The 20,260-nt window shown below is 62.3% G+C and carries 24 protein-coding genes and 1 pseudogene; 9 read left to right on the top strand and 16 right to left on the bottom strand.

The window, feature by feature from the left end; translation table 11 throughout:
- Positions 1-27: 27 nt before the first annotated feature.
- From ACX80C_RS17705 to ACX80C_RS17730, 6 genes are read right to left on the bottom strand one after another with little or no spacing between them, the layout of a single operon-like run.
- On the bottom strand, positions 28-1,008 hold the full coding sequence (locus ACX80C_RS17705; protein WP_459327777.1) for a substrate-binding domain-containing protein: 981 nt from the start codon (positions 1,006-1,008) through the stop codon (positions 28-30).
- 41 nt (positions 1,009-1,049) lie between these two features.
- Positions 1,050-2,087 carry an ABC transporter permease gene (locus ACX80C_RS17710; protein WP_459327778.1) on the bottom strand — a complete coding sequence of 346 codons (1,038 nt, stop codon included), beginning with the start codon at positions 2,085-2,087 and terminating at the stop codon, positions 1,050-1,052.
- On the bottom strand, positions 2,084-3,643 hold the full coding sequence (locus ACX80C_RS17715; protein ID WP_459327779.1) for a sugar ABC transporter ATP-binding protein: 1,560 nt from the start codon (positions 3,641-3,643) through the stop codon (positions 2,084-2,086). The genes ACX80C_RS17710 and ACX80C_RS17715 overlap by 4 nt, the downstream gene beginning before the upstream one ends.
- Positions 3,640-4,494: an amidohydrolase family protein gene (locus ACX80C_RS17720; RefSeq protein WP_459327780.1), complete on the bottom strand. Its 855-nt coding sequence runs from the start codon at positions 4,492-4,494 to the stop codon at positions 3,640-3,642. The genes ACX80C_RS17715 and ACX80C_RS17720 overlap by 4 nt, the downstream gene beginning before the upstream one ends.
- Complete coding sequence (locus ACX80C_RS17725; RefSeq protein WP_459327781.1) at positions 4,491-5,468, bottom strand: aldo/keto reductase; 978 nt, start codon at positions 5,466-5,468, stop codon at positions 4,491-4,493. Before ACX80C_RS17725 ends, ACX80C_RS17720 begins: the two co-directional genes overlap by 4 nt.
- A 2-nt stretch (positions 5,469-5,470) precedes the next feature.
- Positions 5,471-6,790, bottom strand: coding sequence for an L-fuconate dehydratase (locus ACX80C_RS17730; protein WP_459327782.1), 1,320 nt, complete (start codon positions 6,788-6,790; stop codon positions 5,471-5,473).
- 158 nt (positions 6,791-6,948) lie between these two features.
- On the opposite strand from ACX80C_RS17730, the gene ACX80C_RS17735 reads away from it, so the two are divergent.
- The 4 genes from ACX80C_RS17735 (at position 6,949) to ACX80C_RS17750 (ending at position 9,643) form a co-directional block, all read left to right on the top strand.
- The gene (locus ACX80C_RS17735) at positions 6,949-7,806 is read left to right on the top strand and encodes a fumarylacetoacetate hydrolase family protein (protein ID WP_459327783.1); all 858 of its coding nucleotides are present in this window, start codon (positions 6,949-6,951) and stop codon (positions 7,804-7,806) included.
- A complete protein-coding gene (locus tag ACX80C_RS17740) occupies positions 7,803-8,555 on the top strand; it encodes an SDR family NAD(P)-dependent oxidoreductase (protein WP_459327784.1) in 753 nt (250 codons plus the stop codon). The genes ACX80C_RS17735 and ACX80C_RS17740 overlap by 4 nt, the downstream gene beginning before the upstream one ends.
- 154 nt (positions 8,556-8,709) lie before the next feature.
- Positions 8,710-8,949 (top strand): hypothetical protein, encoded by a 240-nt coding sequence (locus ACX80C_RS17745; RefSeq protein ID WP_459327785.1) that lies wholly within the window; start codon positions 8,710-8,712, stop codon positions 8,947-8,949.
- A 64-nt stretch (positions 8,950-9,013) separates the two neighbouring features.
- The gene (locus ACX80C_RS17750; RefSeq protein ID WP_459327786.1) at positions 9,014-9,643 is read left to right on the top strand and encodes a polysaccharide deacetylase family protein; all 630 of its coding nucleotides are present in this window, start codon (positions 9,014-9,016) and stop codon (positions 9,641-9,643) included.
- A gap of 87 nt (positions 9,644-9,730) precedes the next feature.
- Here ACX80C_RS17750 and ACX80C_RS17755 read toward each other — a convergent pair whose 3' ends face one another.
- The 7 genes from ACX80C_RS17755 to ACX80C_RS17785 all read right to left on the bottom strand — a co-directional run bounded on the left by ACX80C_RS17755 (position 9,731) and on the right by ACX80C_RS17785 (position 13,673).
- A complete protein-coding gene (locus ACX80C_RS17755; protein ID WP_459327787.1) occupies positions 9,731-10,780 on the bottom strand; it encodes an alpha/beta fold hydrolase in 1,050 nt (349 codons plus the stop codon).
- Between the two features lie 67 nt (positions 10,781-10,847).
- The gene (locus tag ACX80C_RS17760) at positions 10,848-11,456 is read right to left on the bottom strand and encodes a hypothetical protein (RefSeq protein WP_459327788.1); all 609 of its coding nucleotides are present in this window, start codon (positions 11,454-11,456) and stop codon (positions 10,848-10,850) included.
- The gene (locus ACX80C_RS17765; protein ID WP_459327789.1) at positions 11,453-12,040 is read right to left on the bottom strand and encodes a DUF6286 domain-containing protein; all 588 of its coding nucleotides are present in this window, start codon (positions 12,038-12,040) and stop codon (positions 11,453-11,455) included. Before ACX80C_RS17765 ends, ACX80C_RS17760 begins: the two co-directional genes overlap by 4 nt.
- Complete coding sequence (locus tag ACX80C_RS17770) at positions 12,037-12,411, bottom strand: hypothetical protein (protein ID WP_459327790.1); 375 nt, start codon at positions 12,409-12,411, stop codon at positions 12,037-12,039. The genes ACX80C_RS17765 and ACX80C_RS17770 overlap by 4 nt, the downstream gene beginning before the upstream one ends.
- The gene (locus ACX80C_RS17775) at positions 12,408-12,599 is read right to left on the bottom strand and encodes a DUF2273 domain-containing protein (protein WP_459327791.1); all 192 of its coding nucleotides are present in this window, start codon (positions 12,597-12,599) and stop codon (positions 12,408-12,410) included. The genes ACX80C_RS17770 and ACX80C_RS17775 overlap by 4 nt, the downstream gene beginning before the upstream one ends.
- Before the next feature lie 9 nt (positions 12,600-12,608).
- On the bottom strand, positions 12,609-13,112 hold the full coding sequence (locus ACX80C_RS17780) for an Asp23/Gls24 family envelope stress response protein (protein WP_459327792.1): 504 nt from the start codon (positions 13,110-13,112) through the stop codon (positions 12,609-12,611).
- A gap of 69 nt (positions 13,113-13,181) precedes the next feature.
- Positions 13,182-13,673, bottom strand: coding sequence for a hypothetical protein (locus ACX80C_RS17785; RefSeq protein WP_459327793.1), 492 nt, complete (start codon positions 13,671-13,673; stop codon positions 13,182-13,184).
- A 193-nt stretch (positions 13,674-13,866) separates the two neighbouring features.
- Here ACX80C_RS17785 and ACX80C_RS17790 point away from each other — a divergent pair, with 193 nt between their 5' ends.
- Positions 13,867-14,217 (top strand): DUF4190 domain-containing protein, encoded by a 351-nt coding sequence (locus tag ACX80C_RS17790; protein WP_459327794.1) that lies wholly within the window; start codon positions 13,867-13,869, stop codon positions 14,215-14,217.
- A 460-nt stretch (positions 14,218-14,677) separates the two neighbouring features.
- Here ACX80C_RS17790 and ACX80C_RS17795 read toward each other — a convergent pair whose 3' ends face one another.
- Positions 14,678-15,478: an EAL domain-containing protein gene (locus ACX80C_RS17795; RefSeq protein WP_459327795.1), complete on the bottom strand. Its 801-nt coding sequence runs from the start codon at positions 15,476-15,478 to the stop codon at positions 14,678-14,680.
- Positions 15,479-15,619: 141 nt separating this feature from the next.
- Here ACX80C_RS17795 and ACX80C_RS17800 point away from each other — a divergent pair, with 141 nt between their 5' ends.
- Positions 15,620-15,976 carry a SpoIIAA family protein gene (locus tag ACX80C_RS17800; protein ID WP_459327796.1) on the top strand — a complete coding sequence of 119 codons (357 nt, stop codon included), beginning with the start codon at positions 15,620-15,622 and terminating at the stop codon, positions 15,974-15,976.
- Positions 15,977-16,277: 301 nt separating this feature from the next.
- On the opposite strand, the gene ACX80C_RS17805 is transcribed toward ACX80C_RS17800, so the two are convergent.
- Positions 16,278-16,748 carry a hypothetical protein gene (locus ACX80C_RS17805; RefSeq protein ID WP_459327797.1) on the bottom strand — a complete coding sequence of 157 codons (471 nt, stop codon included), beginning with the start codon at positions 16,746-16,748 and terminating at the stop codon, positions 16,278-16,280.
- A 73-nt stretch (positions 16,749-16,821) separates the two neighbouring features.
- Between ACX80C_RS17805 and ACX80C_RS17810 the strand changes: the two genes are divergently transcribed.
- The 3 genes from ACX80C_RS17810 to ACX80C_RS17820 all read left to right on the top strand — a co-directional run bounded on the left by ACX80C_RS17810 (position 16,822) and on the right by ACX80C_RS17820 (position 19,761).
- On the top strand, positions 16,822-17,553 hold the full coding sequence (locus ACX80C_RS17810) for a GAF and ANTAR domain-containing protein (protein ID WP_459327798.1): 732 nt from the start codon (positions 16,822-16,824) through the stop codon (positions 17,551-17,553).
- A gap of 78 nt (positions 17,554-17,631) precedes the next feature.
- Positions 17,632-18,912: a DUF2254 domain-containing protein gene (locus ACX80C_RS17815; protein WP_459327799.1), complete on the top strand. Its 1,281-nt coding sequence runs from the start codon at positions 17,632-17,634 to the stop codon at positions 18,910-18,912.
- Positions 18,913-18,981: 69 nt separating this feature from the next.
- Entirely contained in the window at positions 18,982-19,761 is a 780-nt protein-coding gene (locus tag ACX80C_RS17820; RefSeq protein ID WP_459327800.1) for a GAF and ANTAR domain-containing protein, read from the top strand.
- Between the two features lie 153 nt (positions 19,762-19,914).
- On the opposite strand, the pseudogene ACX80C_RS17825 reads toward ACX80C_RS17820, so the two are convergent.
- Positions 19,915-20,260, bottom strand: a pseudogene (locus tag ACX80C_RS17825) (flavoprotein); the annotation flags it as partial.

The raw sequence follows: 20,260 nt of genomic DNA on the forward strand, positions 1-20,260 counted from the left end.
CCGCCCCGAGCTTTGTTCGTGTGAGGCTTACTCGTAGATGTTCGCCTGGATCTCTTCCGAGTCGATGTTCTCGGCGTCGTACCAGTAGAAGCCGGTGTCGATGACGTCTTCGAGTTCCTCGCCGTTGATCGCTGCGACGGCGGCCTTGACGGTCTCGTAGCCGATGCCGACCGGGTTCTGGGTGACTGCGCCGGCCATGACGCCGTCACGCACCGCGTCCAGCTGAGCCTTGCCCGAGTCGAAACCGATGACGGTCAACTCGCCGGCGATGCCCAGTTCGTTGACAGCGTTCACAACACCGATGGCCGAGCCCTCATTGGTCCCGTACATTCCGTCGAGATCGGGGTGGGCGGCGATGATGGCCTTGGCAGCGTCCGTCGAGGCGAGCTGGTCGCCTCCTGCGTACTGGATGTCAACAATCTCCAGGTCCGGTGCGTTCTCCTCGATGTACTCGACGAAGCCGTCACGCCGGTCGGTTGCGGACAACGACGTCTGGTCGTGTGCAACGATCGCTATCTTGCCGGAATCTCCGACGAGCTCAACCATGTGCTTGGCCGCCTCAGCAGCGGCTGCCTTGTTGTCCGTGGACGCGGTGGTGACCGGAATATCACTCTCAACACCGGAGTCGAAGGCAACTACCGGAACTCCGGCCTCCTGAGCCTGCTCCAGCAGCGGACCCGCGGCCTGGCTGTCGAGTGCGGCCAGCGCGATGGCATCCGGGCTGGCGCCGAGCGCGGTGTTCAGCATCTGGATCTGCTGGTCGACGTCGGATTCGGTGTCTGGGCCTTCGAAGGTGATGCGGACGTCGAATTCCTCAGCGGCCTGCTCGGCGCCTTCCTTCACGGACTGCCAGAACTGGTGCTGGAAACCTTTCGAGACGATCGCGACGTAGGTCTCGCCGTCGTCGTTCCCGCCGCTGGTGCTTGAGGTGGCCGCGGTGTCGCAGGCCGCGACTGAAGCGGTGAGCAGTGCTGCCCCTGCGAGGGCGAGCATTTTCTTGCGGATCATTGGATAACTCCCTTGTTATTGGTGCGAACGTTGAATGAGGTTTATTTGGAGGTTTTGTCCTTGCGGCGCAGCATGTCGAGGTAGACGGCGATGAGAATCACGGCACCGATCGCCACGTCCTGCCATTCCTGCGGAACGGAGATCACGCGCAGCCCGTTGGTCAGCACCGACATGATCAGCGCACCGATCACGGTGCCCACGATCGAACCTTTTCCGCCCTGGAGGGATGTACCACCGATAACGACGGCGGCAATCGCCTGAAGCTCATAGCCCATGCCCTGTCCCGGCTGGGCCGAGCTGAGGCGGGAGGCGATAACGACGCCGGCAAGTCCGGTGAATGCGCCGGCCGCCATGTATACCCACATCTTCCACTTGCGGACGTTGATGCCGGAGAGCGCGGTTGCTTCCTCGTTGCTGCCGATCGAGTAGGTGTAGCGGCCCAGGAGCGTTTTGCTCATCACGAGTCCGGCGATGATCGCCGCTGCGAAGAAGATGAAGACCGCGTTAGGGATGATCAGCCCGGAGATGGACTTCCCGAGGGCGAGGTCGCTGAATCCGGGGGTGCTGTTGAAGTAGATCGGACTGGTTCCGGAGATCACCAGGGCGAGTCCGCCGGCCACCAGCATCATCGCGAGGGTGGCGATGAAGGACGGAATCCTGAGGTAGGAGATCAGGAACCCGTTGACGGCTCCTATCAGCACACCGGTCAGGATTGCCCCGATCACGCCGACGATCAGGGGCAATCCCAGATAGGTCAGGAAGACGCCGGCCATCACCGAGCACAGCGCCATGCCGGTGCCCACGGAGAGGTCAATCCCGCCGGTGATGATCACGAACGTGGCTCCGAGTGCGAGCAGGCCGATCACCACGGTGGACAGCAGGATGTCGGAAAGGTTGCCCGGCGTCAGGAAGCGGGGATTCATGATGCCGAAGGCGATCACCAGCGCGATCAGGCTCCCGAAAGCCAGGAGCTGCTGGAGCGAAGCCTTCATCCGAACTTGCCAGTCGAGGTTGTTCTTCGGCGATCCAGCGTCCGGCCGCATGCGGTTCTGCGGCGGTTCAGTCTTGACGGTGCTCATGGGATTGAAACCTCATTGTTTGTGGACGGCGGTGTAGATTGCAGTGAACTTTCATGGTGGGTTGCGAGTTCCATGATGTTCTCCTGGGTGGCGTCGGCGTTGCTCAGTATTCCGGTGAGCCGGCCTTCGCTCATGACGGCGATCCGGTGCGACATCCGGAGGACTTCGGGCAGTTCGGAGGAGATCATGATGATCGACTTCCCTTCCGCCGCGAGATTGTTCAGCAGGCTGTAAATCTCGTCCTTCGCACCGACGTCGATGCCTCGCGTTGGTTCGTCGAAGATCAGGATGTCGCAGTCCTTTGCGAGCCATTTGGCGATGACAATCTTCTGCTGGTTTCCACCGGAGAGGTTCTTGGCTTCCTGATGGATGGATGGAGTCTTGATCCGCAGCTTCTCGACCATTACCCGCGAAGACTGCTGCAGTGCGCGGTCCTTCAGGAGGCCGCCACGGGTGCGTCCTCCGAGGGTGGTGATCGCTATGTTGTCGTTGACGGTGCGGTTCAACATCAGACCGAGGTGCTTGCGGTCCTCGGAGAGGTACCCGATTCCCAGCTTCGCGGCGTCGGCGGGGTTCCCGATCGAAACCGCCCGCCCGTGCACCTCGACCTCACCGGTTGAAGCGTCCGCTCCGACAATGGCCCGTGCCACTTCCGTGCGGCCCGCTCCCATCAGCCCGGCGAACCCGAGGATCTCCCCGCGCTTGAGCTCGAAGGACACATCCTTCAGCAGCTCCCTGGTACTGAGATTACGGACGGTGAGTACGGGTTCGGCATCGACCGGCGCTCCCTCCGGACGCACATCGGTGGTCACGTGCCGGCCGACCATCAGCGAGATGACCTCGCGCATCGTGGTCTCCCGCGTATCGACGGTGTCCACATACTCACCGTCGCGGATTACGGTGATCCGCTGCGAGATCTGCTTCAGTTCGTCCATCCGGTGCGAGATGTAGATGACGCCGGTATCAGGGGTAATGAATCCCCGGATGAGCTCGTGCAGCGTCTGCACCTCGGCGTCGTTGAGCGCGGCGGTTGGCTCATCCATGATGAGCACGCGGGAGTTCATGGACAGCGCCTTGGCGATCTCCACCATCTGCTGCTTCGCAACAGTGAGGTCCCCGACTATCTGGGCGGGATTCAGGTCGATGTTGATCCGGTCGAACAGCTCGGCTGCCTTCCGGTTGAGGGCGCGCTCGCTCAGGAACGGCCCCTTCTTCGGTTCCCGGCCGATGAAGATGTTCTGTGCGACGGTCAGGTGCGGCATCAGGTTGAACTCCTGATGAATGATGCTGATGCCCAGATCCTGTGCGTGCTTCGGGCCGCCGATGACCACCTGCTCACCGTCGAGTTCGAAAGCGCCTTCATCCGGCATGTGGATGCCGGAAAGGAGCTTCATCAGGGTCGACTTACCGGCCCCGTTCTCACCCACCAGCGCCAGAACCTCGCCGTGGCGCAGGTCAAGGTGCACGTTCGAGAGCGCCTTCACGCCGGGGAAGCTCTTGCTCACCCCGGTCATTCGCAGCAGGTGCGTTGCGTGTTCGTCCTTGTGAACCGTCATTGGTTCCTCCGTCCGTTATTCAGGTAGACAGCCGTCGCTGTTCCTGCCATGACAGCTGTGCGCTCATCGGGCGAGAGCTGTGTGGCCAGTTGCCCGATGATCCCGCAGGTCTCCTCGTAGGTGCCCCCGAGAATCGACACCGGCCAGTCACCGCCGTACATCAGCCGTTCCGGCCCGAACACATCGAGTGCTAGGTCCCAGACGGACTGGAGTGCCTCGACGGTGAGCGGTTGTCCTGGCGCCGCGAGTCCGGAGACCTTCGCTGTCACGTTGGGCAGCTGAGCGAACTGCCTGAGTTGGTTCTTCCACAGCTCTATCGCTTCCGCGTCGCCTCTCGGCGGTTTGCCGAGGTGATCGAGGACCACGTTCAGTTCCGGAAGGTCGTGGGCCAGCTCAACCGTGGCCTGCAGGTGCCGAGGGAAGGCGTTCGGGACGTCGAACGGCAGACCGGCTGCTGACAGGGTCTTGAGGGACGTACGCACTTCGGGCAGCGAGAGGAAATCGTCCCGGGGATCATCGTGTACCAGATGCCGCACGCCAACGAACGCGGGGTTGGCTGCGTAACCAGCCAACGCGTTTTCAGTCAAAGAGGGGTCATCAAGCGGAACCCAGCCGACGACGCCGACAATCCAGCTGTGTGCCTTAGCCTGCCCGAGCATGAATTCGGTGTCGGCGGCGGTGTCGTCTGCCTGCACCATAATGGCGCTCCCGACCCCCGCAGCGTCGAGTTCCGCCCGGGCCTGCTCAGCCGTATATGTACGGTACAGCTCGCCGGCGGCGGGGGTGAGCCACGAGTACCCGCCGGAGGACAGGTCCCAGAGGTGCAGATGTGAGTCGAGAATTCGGGTCATGCCGGCATCAGGCCCTCGCGGGCTAGAGCAGCCCATAGCTCGTGCGGGACCGGAGCGTTCATGGACTCCATGTTCTGCTGAATCTGCACGGCCGTACGTGCGCCGACTACAACGGTTTCCACGGCCGGGTGATGCAGGCTGAACTGGATCGCGGCGGCCGGCAGTTCGACGTCGTACTCACGGCACAGCGCTGAAAGGCGGCGTGCGTGATTCAGGACGGACTCAGGCGCCGGCAGGTAGTTGTAGTGTGCATCGTCTCGGATGGTCGATGACGCAAGCAGGCCGGAGTTGAACACCCCGACGTTCACCACACCAACGCCACGCTCAAGGCAGGCGGGCAGCAGATCGGCAAGGGCAGGCTGCTCCAGCAGGGTGTAGCGGCCCGCGAGCATGATGAGGTCAAGGTCCGCGCGTTCCACGCAGGCGAGAAGGGCCTCGGAAGAGTTGGCGCCAACACCGATTGCCTTCACGAGCCCTTCCGACCGCAGCTTCTCAAGGGCGGGCAGCGCCCGGCTGATGCCTTCCTCGACGTTGTAGACGTCCGGGTCGTGCAGGTAGAGGATGTCAATGCTGTCCAGGCCCAGCCGTTCGAGGGATTCCTCCAGACTGGCGCGGATGCCTGCCTCGTCCGGTGCCCATTTGCGCTTGAGCTTCGCGGGCACTGCGAAACCTTCGTCGTCGGACTGACCCGCATATTCCGGATTCGGCCTCAGAAGCTTGCCCACCTTGGTGGAGATCAGAAACTCTTCGCGCGGCTTGGTCCGGAGGAATTCGCCGACGCGGCGTTCGGAAAGACCCAGACCATAGTGGGGCGCTGTGTCAAAGTAGCGGATTCCGCCGTCCCAGGCCGCTTCGAGGGTGGCGCGCGCGTCGTCGTCGGACACGTTTCGGTACAGGTTCCCGATTCCTGCGGCACCAAAGCCCAGGCGCCCGAACGGGAGCTCGAGGCTCTTTGAGGATTCCTCAGCGGCCATGGCTAGCCTGCGATCGCTACGGTTTCGGGCATCCATGCCGGGCCGCCGGGGTAAGAGTATTCCTGCAGCGAGGCCATGTGCATCTCAGCGCCGGCACCCGGAGCGAGTGGTGGCCAGTAATGACCCTGGCGGACATCGATCGGCGTGATGAAGTGCTCATGTAGGTGATCGACGAACTCGATCATGCGGCCCTCACGGGTCCCGGACACGGCAACGAAGTCGAACATCGAGAGGTGCTGCACCGCTTCGCAGAGGCCCACGCCGCCGGCGTGCGGGCAGACCGGAACGTTGAATTTTGCAGCGAGGAGGAGAATCGCAATGTTTTCGTTGACCCCTGCCACGCGTGCGGCATCGATCTGCAGCACCTGGAGCGCATCCGCCTGAAGCATTTGCTTGAAGATGACCCGGTTCTGCACGTGCTCGCCGGTTGCCACGGGAATGGGCGCTACGCCGCGGGCGATGGCCGCGTGGCCGAGGACATCGTCGGGGCTGGTGGGCTCTTCGATCCAGGCGACGTCGAACTCTGCAAGCTCCTTCATCCAGCTGATCGCCTCGGCCACGTCCCAGCGCTGGTTCGCGTCGACGGCGATTCGGATATCCGGTCCCACTGTTTCGCGGGCAATCTTGAGACGACGGCGGTCATCCTCAAGGTCACCGCCCACCTTGAGTTTGACCTGCTGGAAACCGTCCTTCACCGCTTCGCGGCAAAGCCTGGCCAGCTTCTCGTCCGAGTAGCCAAGCCAGCCGGGCGTGGTGGTATAGGCGGGGTAGCCGCCGGCGAGCAGCTCTTCCTCACGCTGCCTGCGTCCGGGCTCCGCCTTACGAAGTATTTCGAGGGCTTCCTCCGGCGTGAGCGCATCGGTGAGGTAGCGGAAGTCCACGAGGTTCACGAGCTCCTCGGGAGTCATCCGGCTGAGCAGCTGCCACAGCGGAAGGCCGGCGCGCTTGGCCTTCAGGTCCCAGAGAGCGTTGAGGACAGCGCCGATCGCCATGTGCATGACGCCCTTCTCGGGGCCGAGCCAGCGCAGCTGCGAATCGTGGACGAACAGGCGCCAGGTTGCGCCCATGTCATCGAGCAGCTCTTCGGTATTACGCCCGATGACATGATCCTTGAGCGCGTGGATCGCAGCAGTTTCCACGTCATTTCCACGGCCGATGGTGAAGACGAATCCGTGACCCTCATGACCGTCACCGGCGTCGGTGATAATCCTGAGGTAGGCCGCCGAGTAGTCCGGGTCCGCGTTCATGGCATCGGAGCCGTCAAGGTGCTTAGAGGTGGGAAAGCGGACGTCGAACGTCTCGATTGCCGTGATGATGCTCAAGGCCGTGGCTCCTGGTTCTTTCGCGATCGCTACGACCGCATTCGGAAAGGTCTGACTTCTTCGAGAATAAACATCTGATGTCTGAGTGTCAATGGTCGTTTTCTGCGCTATCCTTCTTCACAACACGCTTCATAGTTCAGATGTTAGAGAGGCACTTTATGTATTTCCTGCGATTGGGTGAGCGTGGCGCCGAGATGCCCGCAGTCGTTCGGGACGGCTCCACGTATGATCTTCGCGGCCTGACCGGAGACATCGACGGCGCGTTCCTCGCCGGGAATGGCATAGCACGGGTCCGCGAGGCACTGGACGCGGGTGAACTTCCGGTTCTGCCCCACGCTGACGCACTCCGCGTCGGAGCGCCCGTTGCCCGTCCCGCCGCCGTCGTCTGCGTCGGAATGAACTACGCCGCGCACGCCGCGGAATCAGGCGCCGCGCCGCCTACCCGCCCGGTGGTCTTCTTCAAGCCGTCCAACACCATTGCCGGCCCTTACGATGCCGCCCCTATCCCGCCCGCCTCTGAGAAGTACGACTGGGAGGTGGAGCTCGGCATCGTCATCGGACGTGAGGCGAGCTACCTGTCCAGCGTCGAGGATGGTGCCGCGGCGATCGCGGGCTTCGTGCTGGCCAACGATCTTTCGGAGCGCGAGTACCAGATCCCCGGCGACGCCGGCCAGTGGACCAAGGGCAAATCCCTTCCCGCCTCCACTCCCCTGGGCCCATGGCTGGTTCCGGCTGACGGGATCGACGCCGGCAACCTGCGCCTGCAGAGTTGGGTGAACGGCGAGATCCGCCAGGACTCAAAGACATCGGATTTGATCTTCGACTGCGCAACCGTCGTCCACCACATCAGCCAGTACATGGTGCTTGAGCCAGGGGACGTCATCCTCACGGGTACACCTGAGGGCGTGGCGCTGTCGGGACGCTTCCCATATATCCAGCCGGGTGACGTCGTCGAGCTTGAAATTGACGGTCTTGGCAGGCAGCGCCAGGAATACTTCCGGAAGGAATTCCCATGAGCCACGAGCTGAAGGACAGTGTCGCCATAGTTACCGGCGGAGCCTCCGGGATCGGCGCCGCTATTGCCGAAAAGCTCCACGCCGCAGGGGCGTCGGTGGTCGCCTTCGACTTGCAGCCGGAAGCGGCGCCCGAGGGCGTTGAAGGTGTGCGGTGCGACGTTTCCGATGACGCCTCGGTACGCGCCGCCGTCGAGCACGTTGTCTCCACTTACGGGCGGCTCGACATCGTAGTGAACAATGCGGGGATCGGCGCGCAGGGCACGGTGGAAACGAACGACGACGACGAGTGGCACCGCGTGTGGGACATCAACGTTGTGGGTATGGTCCGGGTCAGCCGTGCGGCTCTTCCCCACCTGCGCAAGTCCCCTGCCGCTGCGATTGTAAACACATCGTCCATCGCGGCTACTGCCGGGCTCCCCCAGCGTGCGCTGTACACGGCCACCAAGGGCGCGGTGCTGTCGCTCACCCGGGCTATGGCCGCTGACCATCTGCGCGAGGGTATCCGCGTGAACGCGGTCAATCCGGGCACTGCTGACACTCCATGGGTCGGCCGCCTGCTCGATTCAGCTCCGGACCCGGCCGCGGAACGTGCGGCCCTTGAGGCGCGGCAGCCGCACGGCCGGCTCGTCTCCGCCGAGGAAGTGGCGGGGGCCGTCGTGTACCTGGCGTCGCCGTCGTCGGGCTCCACCGCCGGTACGGCCATAGCGGTTGACGGCGGCATGCAGGAGCTGCGGCTGCGACCGGCCTGATTTGCACCCCCAACCAGCATCGACTCTCCAAAAGATGACGCTTGAAACGTTTTTAAAGGTCACCTTTTGGAGAGTTGATGCGTCCGTGCAGGGCAGGCTGCCTTCCGGCGACCGTGGGGCGTCGAGCCGATGACCGCCGCAACGGCGGCTACCCTTGAGCCACCGATCCTTTAGGGGGCAGAGTGACCGCCGATCCGCAGCGCAGAACTGTGCTCCTCAGCGCCCTCGGCCTCGCGCTCAGCGGCTGTACGGCGCCCGGGCCTTCGATTTCGGCGCCCAGCGCACCCCCGGGAACAACGACGCCGGCCCCCTCCCCTTCGGCTCCTCCGTCACCTTCGACGGCGCCACCCAGCGCGCCGGCTCCCACCGCTGCACCAGCCTTTCCCACGCGTGAAGAGATCATTCAGGGTTACGCCGGGAGGTCTCCAAGCCAGTGGGGACTCGCCGTACCCGGAGTGATGAGCGCGCTACCACCGGCTGCCCGCGGCGCGGCCCTCACGCTCGACTACTGTGGCGGTCCTGGAGGCTCGGGATTCGACCGGTCGATACTCGAAACGCTGCGCAAGCACGGCCTGCCCTCAACCCTGTTCCTCAACGCGCGGTGGATCGACGCTAATCCCGGACTGGCCAGGGAGCTGGCGGCGGACCCGCTCTTCGAGCTCGCCAACCATAGAACCCGGCACCTGCCGCTCAGCGTCGCCGGTCAGCACGCCTACGGGATCCCCGGCACGGCAGGAGTGTCTGATGTTTACGACGAGATCATGGTCAACGCCGAGAAGCTCGAAGAGCTCACCAGCATCCGTCCCCGTTTCTTCCGGTCCGGAACAGCCCATCTCGATGAAGTTGCGGCGTCGATCTGCCTCGACCTCGGGATGATCCCGGCGGGCTTCACCATCAATGGTGACGCGGGCGCAACTTACCCTGCCGACGTCGTCGTGCAGGAGGTCGTGCGGGCGAGGGCCGGGGACATCATCATCGCCCACGGGAACCAGCCGGGCTCCGGGACGGGTGCGGGCCTCGCCGAGGCGCTGCCCAGGCTGCAGGACAACGGCGTGCAGCTTCTGACGCTGAGCCAGGCGACAAGCTAGCGGCTTGGCTGGCGCAGTGCGAAGGTTCACCGTGCCCGCGGCTGTCTTCCGTATTCGCCGATCACTTGTCGCTAGTAGCGCGGCGAATCAGTTCCCACCCGGCCCGGGTGCGCAAGGGTCCGCGGCGTTGAGGTGGCTGGTGATCGCCCTCACCACTTTGTGCATGTCTGGGTAAGGGAACGGGTGACCGGCGTCTTCCAGCCAGAGACCGCGGGCGGAAGGGATGGCTGCGGCGAGTCGGTGGCCGTGCTCGATCGGCAAGAATGCATCGGCGTTGCCGTGTATCACGAGAGTGGGTGCCGTGACCGTGTCTAGAAGCGGGTATCGGGAGCGGGTCACGGCAACAGCTACCTGGTGCTGCCGCAGTGCACCCAAGTGAAGTCCGTTTCGTTCGCGCAGGTCGTAAAGAACAATTCTGATCCACTCTTCCAGATCGAGAGATTCGCCCTTATCATGCGCAAGGATCCCCGCGAGGAATCCCTTCACGATGTTGGTTTCCCCGCCGAGCAAGCGGTACCGAAGTAAGGGAAGGCTCGCCATGGCGGATCGGACCAGCGTCCAGGTTTTGGGCCCGGGCGTGTCGGTTGGGTCCGCCGATGTTGACATGAGGGTGAGGGATAGGACGCGCTCGGGGCATGCGATCGCAACCTCCTGGGCGATGAAACCTCCGAGGGAAAGGCCGAGTACGTGAGCGCGGTCGATGCGAAGTTCGTCGAGGACGGCGATCGCGTCACTCGCCATCTCGACCAGCGAGTAGGGATGCTTTCGGTTCCAGCCCGTGACCCAACTCGACGCGCCGGTTCCCCGATGGTCGTACCTGATCACTCGGTATCCCTCCGCCGACATGGCGCGAAGGAACGCGGGCGGCCAGAACAACGAGCCAACACCGAGAGAGGAATTGAGCAACACAACACCCTTCTCCGCCCTGATAGGAGGGATGGACTCGTACCAGATCCGCACACCGCCCGACTGGGCGTACCCCGATTTTCCGGTGATCACTCCTGTCACCGGGCCGGCGCGGATTCGAGCGATGGTCTTCGCGGTGCCGGGCGGCAGACGAGGCGCTCGCCAAGTCAGAAGCGCCGCGAGTCCGGCGAGTGTCAATCCCGCAGTGGCCAGCACCATCCGCTTCTTCATCGGCTCAGCATAAATGACGTCCGCGGTTCATGTACGCACCCCGGAGATGAGAATTGCGCCTACTAGGCTAGCGAACCCGTTCCGCCCGCGTGAAGCGGGTGCGTGCTCCCGAATCGATGCTGATCAGCACCGGAGTCTGGGTGCCGAGTGCGGCGTCCAGCGCATCGACGAGCGCCGTCACGTCCTGAGCAACTACGTACGGCGCCACACCCTGACGCGGGAAAACGCGCACCTTCAATGCCGGGCGCCCGCGGAACTCGTAGGTTGCCACGGACGAGTTCACCAGGTCAACACGCTCGGCCAGCGCGGCCTTAAGCGCCTGCTCGGCGACCGCGCCGTTGATGGTGACGCTGCCCGGGACGGGCGACTCGCCGTCGTCGTACGCCAATACGCCCGAGCGGCCCTTACCCTGGTTCGCCACCCACGTGATCATCAGGATCACCAGCAGCACCATCAGCAGGGCCAGGACAATCCACAGCCAGCTGTCACGTTGGCCCGCCAGCGTGGTCGCCGCGAGGAGTTCCTGCAGGGCCTCACCGATTTCTACTGCCGTTGCCTGCCACCAGCGCGCGACGGCGGGAAGGCTCAGCGCCGCCGCAAGCGCGCCGATCACCATGAGAACCAGCCCAAAAATGGCAAGCAGTACACGGTTCACTGTGCGGGGTGTCTGGTTCACTGCCCGATCACCCCCGAGGGCGCAACGGCAACACGCACGTCGGGCACGGGTTCAACGGCGGTGCGGCGGAGTTCGTCTTCGACCGCGGCCTGAACGGCTTGCTCCTCCACTGGGATTCCCGACGTCGGCCGTACCTGTACCTCGACCACGCGTCGCCCGATGGTCACCAGCACCTGCTCCGGTGTTACCCCGGCAGCCACGCGTGCCCGGCGCGCAAGCGAGGAGGCGAGGACTTCGGCTTCAATGACGACGGCGGCGCGCTCGTTCGGGATGCTGAGCTTGGCCCTGCGGCCCGGCAGGACGGCGCTGAGGAAGAAGATCAGACCCATCAGGAAAACGAGTGCCCCGGCGGCGCCAAGGAGTGACGGAGCAACCCCACCGGGCAGGGAACCCACCCAGGCGGCTGTCTGTTCCGGGCTGATCAGCCAGGGATCCTGGCCGAGTGCCTTCAACGCTGCCTCGAGCATCACGTAGAGACAGAGCAGGATGAGGAGGGCGGCGACAATAATCGAGGGCACCGCACGCGATGAGTGCATCTCGCGGCGGATGATGTGGGAGGTCAGGCGGGTCGTTTCGTCGTTCATTGTGCCCTGCCGCTTGTCGAGACACGGGCTCCGGTCACCCGGATATCCACCCTGCTGAGGCGGGATCCGCTCAGCTCCATCACCCGCTGGAGAATGGTGCCCTTGGCGCGGTGGAGCCGCTCATCTACTGAGCCGCCGAAAGCAGCTACCGCACCCGGATCGGCAACCACGCGGTGAAGCGGCGGAATGCCGATCGGGAGCGCCAGGCGCAGTGCCAGCATGCCGTCGTCGTCGGACCAGCTCGCGCGGATCTCGCGGGCGGGCACGTGCAGCACCTCCGCCGCGACGGCACGGGCGGTGCTGGTCAGGGCCTGGGTGCTGATCCGATTGTGGCCGGCCAGGCGCGCGGGCGACGTGGACGTGGCGGTCACGAGGATGAACGGCGGCCGGCAAGGGCATCACGAACGCTGCGCAGATCCAGCTTGCCCTCCGCGACACGGCCCGCGAACGCGCCGATAGCCATGAAAAGCGCAACCAGGAGGAACCCCCAGAAACCGAAAATGAGTGCAGCGAACGCGAGGACAGTACCAATGAATATTCCGACGACGGTGAGGTTCATGGTGTCTCCTTAGCTCGCCGCCGGGCGCGGCTTCTCGGTGCTCTTCGGGTCATTGAGCCCCGGCACGTGGACGTCATTGATCTCGACGTTGACTTCGATGACCTGCAGACCCACCAGCTCACCTACAGAGCTGAAGACGGCGGCGCGCACCTGATCCGCAACGTTGGTGAGAGGATGACCGTATTCCGCCACCAGGTTCACGTCCACTGCCACCTGGATCTCGCCGACCTCAACGTGGACGCCCTGGGCAAGGTCGCTGGCGCCGACGACGTCGCGAAGCGCTCCCAGGGCCCGTCCCGTTCCGCTGCCCAGAGCGTAGACACCCGGTACGTTGCGTGCGGCGATGGCCGCAACCTTTGCGACGGCGGTTTCCGCGATGGTGGTCTTTCCCTGCGCGGTTGGGGGCAGGGGATCCACTGCTGTGGTGTTTTGGGCGGTTGCTGTTCGGGGGGCCGTCACTGGCTGGGAAGTGGACGGAGCTGCTGCCGACTGTGTTGGGTTGTCATTATCCATCTGCTGAGCACCCTTTCTCTTGTGCCCAGCCTAACCCTTCCGCACACGCCTTTGGCACCGGCGTGTCGGCTACTCCGCTGGCTCGTTGCAGTGCTTCTGAAGCCACTGTTGGACGGGCTCCAGCGCTGTTCGGAAGGCACTTTCATCAAACTGACCGGATCCGGGCGGGCCGCTTTCCGCCGCGTCAGCCACCTTCGCGAAATCGGCTTTAAGTTCGGCCGGAACCTTCGCTTCAAGGTGCTGTAGCTGGTCCTCCAGCCTGGCCATGGTTTCCGCGTCTTCATCACCGATGAAGCTGAGCGGCGCCAACAGTACCGACGAGATGCCGGCAGCGACCACCACGCAATCCTCTATGGCCGGCGCCTCGGCCATGGGTGTCGACGGCGTCCCCTCGCCGAACTTCAGGTTCGTCGTCGGCGGTCCGGCTTCGGTGGTGGGAGGTGGCTCGGGCAGGGCGGCCGGCGCGTTCAGCGTGTTTGCGGAGTCCTGTCCGTTCCCTGCGCAAGCGGAGAGGACGAGCGCCAGGCCACATGTGGTCGCCACAGTGAGCACGGATTTCACGCTTGACGGTCCTCCCTGTCGCTTGAGATGGGCTTGCTCGGGTATCGCACTCCGCTTCGAGGTGGAGACGGCCCACAGTTGTTAACGGATCACGGCGCCAGTCTTCTCCCGTCGTCGTGGTCTGTGTGAATTTCCTTGCGCTGCGCCCCGTGTTGCGGTGAGCTAAGACTCTGTCTCGCGGAAAGAAGGAACCATGACCGACCAGCACCCTGCACCAACTGGCGATCCGGGTATGCGGTACCCGTCGGCCCCGCAACCCGCTCCAGACCCAGGACGATCCCTGGGGATAGCCGGGTTCGTCCTCTCGTTGCTCATACCGGTCAGCGCGATCGGCCTCATTTTGAGCATCATTGCGTTGGTGCAGTCCCGCAAAGCGGGACGGAAGAACAAGCTCGCGCTCGCTGGTGTGATCATTGGCGCTACGGTCACCGTATTGGTTATCGCCTTCATCGTTTTCGGGTTCGTGTCCCTGTTCCAGGTGTGCTCAGAGCTGGGAAACGGGGTCCACCAACGTAACGGCATCACATACACGTGCAACTTATAGGTCCGCAGTGAAGTTTCGTCGACGCCCTTTCAGTTGACCGGCGGCGGAGTTCTAGACTGCATGGATGCACGCGTTCGAACTACCCGTCTGGTTATGATATTTTCTGGCCCTGCCCAGCGCCCGGCCGGCCAGGTCTAGCAGGAGGCCTGAACAGCATCTCTTGATAGGCGATCACTTCGAGTAGCAAACTTGGCCCTGCCGAGCCGTTTCCCGAAGACCTAACCCGACTGGATCTTCCCGAAGTTGAAGTCCTCAACAGCAAGGTCCACCGTGAACTGGAATTCGAGTACATTCGCGACGGCGCGCCGGCGATGAAAACGGAGTTCCGGAAGGAAGAGCTCGATGAGGAGCTGGACAGGCGTGACGCCGCCCCTGTCAGTGACGAGGCCACCGGGTAGTCAGCCGCCGTACATCGTGGAGGCCTGCGTCGGGAACGCATTTCACCCTGGTGATTGACTGCTCAAGCAAAGGTTTGTGTGTCAGTGGCAGTCATTAAGCGGATCTTCGGAAGTTCCTCAAATGCTGGCTTTGCCAACCAATATCCCTGGAACAAGCGGATGCCTAGTGCCTTCAGAGACAAGAACTCGGCTTCGGTCTCGACGCCTTCTGCCAGCACTGTTATGCCGAGCTCCCGAGCGATCCCTACAACGCCGGTGACGACGGCATGGCGAGCCGGGCTGGTGTCAATTCCTCGGACGAGCTTCATGTCAATCTTGATCAGGTCGGGCTGGAACTCAACCAGAAGCCCCAATCCCGCATGTCCAGCACCGAAGTCGTCGATGGCCGTTGTGAAACCGTGCTTGCGATACTCGGTGATGATGTTCGTGAGGTGAGCGGCGTCAGCAACTTCCTCGTTTTCCGTGAACTCGAACATGATCGACGACGTCGGGAAGCTACATCGTCCGGCTGCAAGCAACGTGGCACGTAGGCATGCAGCCGGTTCGTAGACTGCCTTCGGCATGAAGTTGATCGACAGCTTCAAGTCTTCGCCTTCAGGGAACAGTCGCGATGCGAGCTCAATCGCCTTAACTCGACAATCTTGGTCAAACCGGTACTTCTGCCCTGGAGTGATTTTTGACAGGACATCGAACGCGCCCTCGCCGGACAAACCCCTGACCAGCGCCTCATAGCCCCAGACACGGTGCTGAACGGCGTCATAAATTGGTTGGAAGGCCATGCTGAATTCGAAGTCGAGTTTTGAAGACGTCGCACAGCCGCTGCATGTCATATGGAATGCCCCTTCACTAGTTTCGTAAACCATAAGACACACGCTGCAAGACACATCCCCTGCCACGCAGTCGAAGAAAGACACCAAGCCTTAACTTGCTCTTCTACGAACCAAAAACGGTTTAGGTGGCTGAACCGATCGTTCAGCCCACTTTTTTGGGGGAGATCAGCGTCAATGCACACCACTACGAGGTTTCAGGTTCTGCCGCGCGCAGACAAGATCGTGCACATCCGGTGGGATGCTGGGTGCGCCCTGGATAAGCGTGACGCTCACAGTTTGATCCAAACCCTTACCGCGTTGGGCGGGGAGTCAGGACGTGTCGACCGACTCCTGATCGACATGGGCGCGCCTGCTTCCATCGCTTACGAAGCACGGATGATGTTCTGGGCTGCGACCTGCATGAACCGGCTGGCGATTCTTGGACAAAGCTCCATGGACCGCGTGCTCGTTGCTTTTGCACTCGCGTCGCCAGTTCCAACGCGATTCTTCCTCGACGAGGATGCCGCACTTGCCTGGCTACACAGTGATTAATACAGGCGACCACCACTCGGCGAGCCAACTTTTCCCGAATCGTCTGCGCGCCGCCGATCCAATTCCTCGGTGAGCAACCAATAGTTCTCCCTGACCGTGTGTTTCGGAGAAACGGTGTCAAGTTCCTCGAATGTCTGATCGCAAAGCCGAAGGAGTTCTGGGGTGCTTAGGGCACTGAGATCGGCTGGGAGGAAAAAAGATTCCTCGGAGTCGAGACCCACGGGATCGAACTCGTTCAGGTCGAGGGCGACACTACCGGGTTGCGCCAGGGCTTCCTCAATCACTGGACCTTGCGGTGCCTTCATGCGGCCACTTCCTGTTGCTGTTGGGTCCGTGCTCGTGCCGGGCAAACAGGAAGGTCTGGCCGAGTTGCGATCGAAATGCTTTTCGCCTCGTCCTCAGCTAACTGCATTTCCGTCAAGGCGTGCCGGAGAAGCGCAGGTGAATTGTCGTCAACGTGCTTGGCCCCGGTGAGGTCCACAGTTACGGCTAGCCCGTTTATCAAAGCGTTAGCGCGGCGAACGATCGGCAGTAGGGCCAGATAGTTGATTTCGGTCAAGCAACCGGTGACGGCTACGACGGCGGCGGTGCAATCGATATCGAGGCGGACGAGCACGCGCAGTTTGTGATTCATGACAGACTCCACAAGACGAAGATCCTGCGGCCCACTGCTGAACCTGGAATGACTGCGGCTCACTGCTAAACCAAGAAAAGTGTAAATAAGGATCAGCTCGTTAGGCAAGCTAGTAATCAGTAGAACATCCTTACCCACCGGCGGACTGTAAAGTAGTGGGACGGTCAAGCAGGCGGCCGTCCCTCAAACCCCAGTAGATAACGAGGCTGCCGTGCGCACCGAAACTTCCAACCGCGACGTACAAGCCGTTCTGCAAGACGCGGTTCTGGACTCCACCGACGTCACGGAGTTTCTGGATGAGCTTTGCCGCCAAGCCGCCACCGCGCTGGAAGACGGCGGGGAGGTGCTCTGCGGGATCACGTTGCTACGGGAGCGGAAAGCCGCGACGGTGGCCAGCAGCAGTGAACACGCGCGGAGGATGGACGAAGTTCAATACAACTTTGATCAGGGGCCGTGCCTCACAGCGGCCAGGGAACAACAGATAGTGCATGTACCCGATGTGGGCCGGGAAGAACGGTGGCCCGAGTACATCGCCGCGATCACCGGACACGGCACGCACTCCATTGTCGCGGTGCCCTTTGATCTTGCCGGCGACGCCCGAGCCGCACTGAATCTATATTCGGCAACGCCTGGAGCGTTCGATGTTGAGACAACAACCAGGGCGACGGACTACGCGAACCAGGCGGCCCGTTCCCTCCGCCTTGCGGTGCGGATAGCCGAACATAGCGAAATGGCCACAAACCTGAAGGCGGCGATGGAATCACGCACCGTCATCGACGTGGCCACGGGAATGATCATGTGCCAAAACCGGTGCACCCACGATGAAGCCGTCACGTTCCTGAAGAAGGCTTCCTCGCATCGCAACGTCAAGCTCCGTGAGCTGGCGACCAGGATCGTCGCCAACGCCGGGACTTCACATCCACCAACCCATTTCGAGCACTAATACAGGGATTGCAGTGGTGCGGCACTCGCACAGTATTCCATCGCTGCTGGTCGTTCCAAGGAAGTACAGTGTCGGTCCATGCAACGCTTTGAATTGAAGCATTGGCTCAAAACGAGCATGTGGGTTATCCCCGTACTGTTCGTCCTGGGCGGTGCGGCTCTATCTGCCCTCCTCATCGCGATAGATCCTGAGGGAGGCCTGGTACCGCAGAACATTAGCGGTGACCCAACGGCCGCACTGCAGATCCTCTATCTCATTTCGTTTGCCATGCTCACCCTTACCGGGCTGGTGCTCTCGTTGTTGGTCCTTGTTGTGCAGTTGGCGATGGGCAGCTTCTCGCCCCGGATTGTCCGCCAGATACTGCAGGACCGTCCATCACAGGCAGCCATCGGATTATTTGCGGGAACCTTCACCTTCTCGCTGCTGACCATGCGCGTGGTTCGCAGCTCCCCCGAAGGCGGCACGGTGCCCGGCCTGGCCGTGATAGCGAGCGTGCTGCTGGTTATAACCTGCATCGTGACTTTGGTCTGGTACCTCAACCATGTCGGCCAGTCCTTGCGGGTGGCGGCCCTGGTGGGATGGGTTGCTGATGACACCCTCACGGCTTTGAACAAGGTCTTTCCTGACGAAGGAGAGAAACAAAAACTGGACGAAAGTCTCATTCCGGCTGAGCGCAGCGGCGTTCTGTTCGAGATCGATCATGGCCGGCTGGTCAATCTAGCCCACAAAGTGGACTGTTCCTTCGAAGTCTTGTGGTCCGTGGGCGATTTCGTTCCCATCGGTGCCCCGCTGGTCCGCATCCACGGTACGCCCGAGCACCTCAACATCACCGAGCTTGTCCGATGTGTAGTCCTCGGTCCAGAACGCACACTGAACCAGGACGTTGCTTACGGCATCAGGATGCTCGTCGATATCGCCATGGGCGCCGTGTCCTCCGGACCGTTCGATGACCCGACAACGTCAGTACAAGCAATTGACCGGCTACATGACATCCTGCGCCACATCGTTCGCCGACCACTGCACACAGGCGAGTTCCACGACTCCGAAGGCGAGCTACGCCTATCTGTTCCCGCACTCACCTGGGACGGATTCGTTGAACTCGCCTTCAATGAGATCCGACGCACCGGCGCAGCATCACCGCAGATCACACGCCGACTGATGTCCGCCTTGAATGACCTACTCAGCATCGCTCCACAGGAACGGTGCCCCGCACTGGAACATCAGCGCACACTCCTGCAGGAGGCCACTCTCGCGGCCGTTCGACAGCCGGAGGATCAACAACACGCCCTGATTCAGGACCCCAGTGGAATCGGATCTGCTCCCGACCTCTCCCGATCCCCCCAGCGCCCCGACCTCTGAGCGGCGCCGTCAAGCTCTGAGGTGTCGGCGGTATGGGCAACCGGTGTAACCGAGCACCATACTGGGTGGATGACGGCTGACAACGCAGAACCAAACGGTGACGACGCCCGTGATCCGGGTGAAAGCTCAAACGAGATCCCGGAACAGAGTGATAATTCTGGGAGACTGGCTGAGCAGATGAGCCAACTGGCGCGATCCCTGCAGGCGGAGAAGGATCCCCAGGAAATCCTGATCCACCTGGTACGTGCCGCAATCGATCTTGTGCCGGGAGCCGATGAAGGTTCGATCAGCGTGGTGGAAGGCCGGCGGCGGGTCAACTCGCAGGTCCCCTCGAGTGACTTGCCAAGGGACGTCGATGCCGTCCAGTCGGAAGTAGGGCAGGGACCCTGCCTTGATGCTGTGTATGAGCATGAGACGGTGATGGTTCCTGACATGGCAACCGAGCAGCGGTGGCCGGAATTCAGTCACCGGGCCGCCGCTTTGGGTGCAGCGAGCATGCTGTCATTTCAGCTCTACGTCGAGGGTGACAACCTGGGCGCCCTCAACCTCTATGGAAGGGCGCCGCATACTTTCACCGATGAGTCCGAACAAGTTGGGAAGTTGATCGCCTCCCACGCCGCCATTGCATTCGCAGACGCGCGAAAACTCGGACAAATGCGCGACGCAAGCCACTCCCGCGACATCATTGGACAGGCTAAAGGCATCCTCATGGAGCGCTACAACATCACCGCTCAGCATGCCTTCGTAATCCTCACCCAGTACAGCTCCCACACCAATACGAAACTCTTTGACATAGCCGATTACCTGGCCACCACCGGAGCCTTGCCCTCCCAGAGCAATCGTTCCTGACAAATGGGCCCATTCACTTTTGTTCCAAGGGCTATGCAGCCAAACCTGGACACGGCGCCTCAGCTCCTCCGGCGCCGATCGCACCTCTTCCAGCGACAGCTCTGCAGGGTCGCTGATATGCCAGTCCTCGTGTCATTCGTGAGGGGTCAAACTTCAGTAGTCCGGGTCGCTGGATCGCCCGTGGGCGGTTCCCGTCAGAACACCGAGGCTCACCAGTTCCGGCGCAGCACAGCAGCCCGATTCTTGCTCTGCAGGCGCCTGGGCGCCGTTCGACCCACCACAGCTTGACGCGGGCTCTGTCTCGGGAGCGTCGCATGAGCCGCCGAGGTCGGTGTTGCACACTCCCGTTTCGGGGAGTTCGAGCTGCACGCTCGTTGCGCTTACCTGATCACCGGCGATGGCCGCGACTACTGACCGGACCTGCTCATAACCGGTAGCGAGCAGGAATGTGGGCGCCCGGCCGTAGCTTTTCATTCCCACGAGGTAGAAGTCTTTCTCC

This window comes from Arthrobacter tecti (assembly GCF_054511355.1).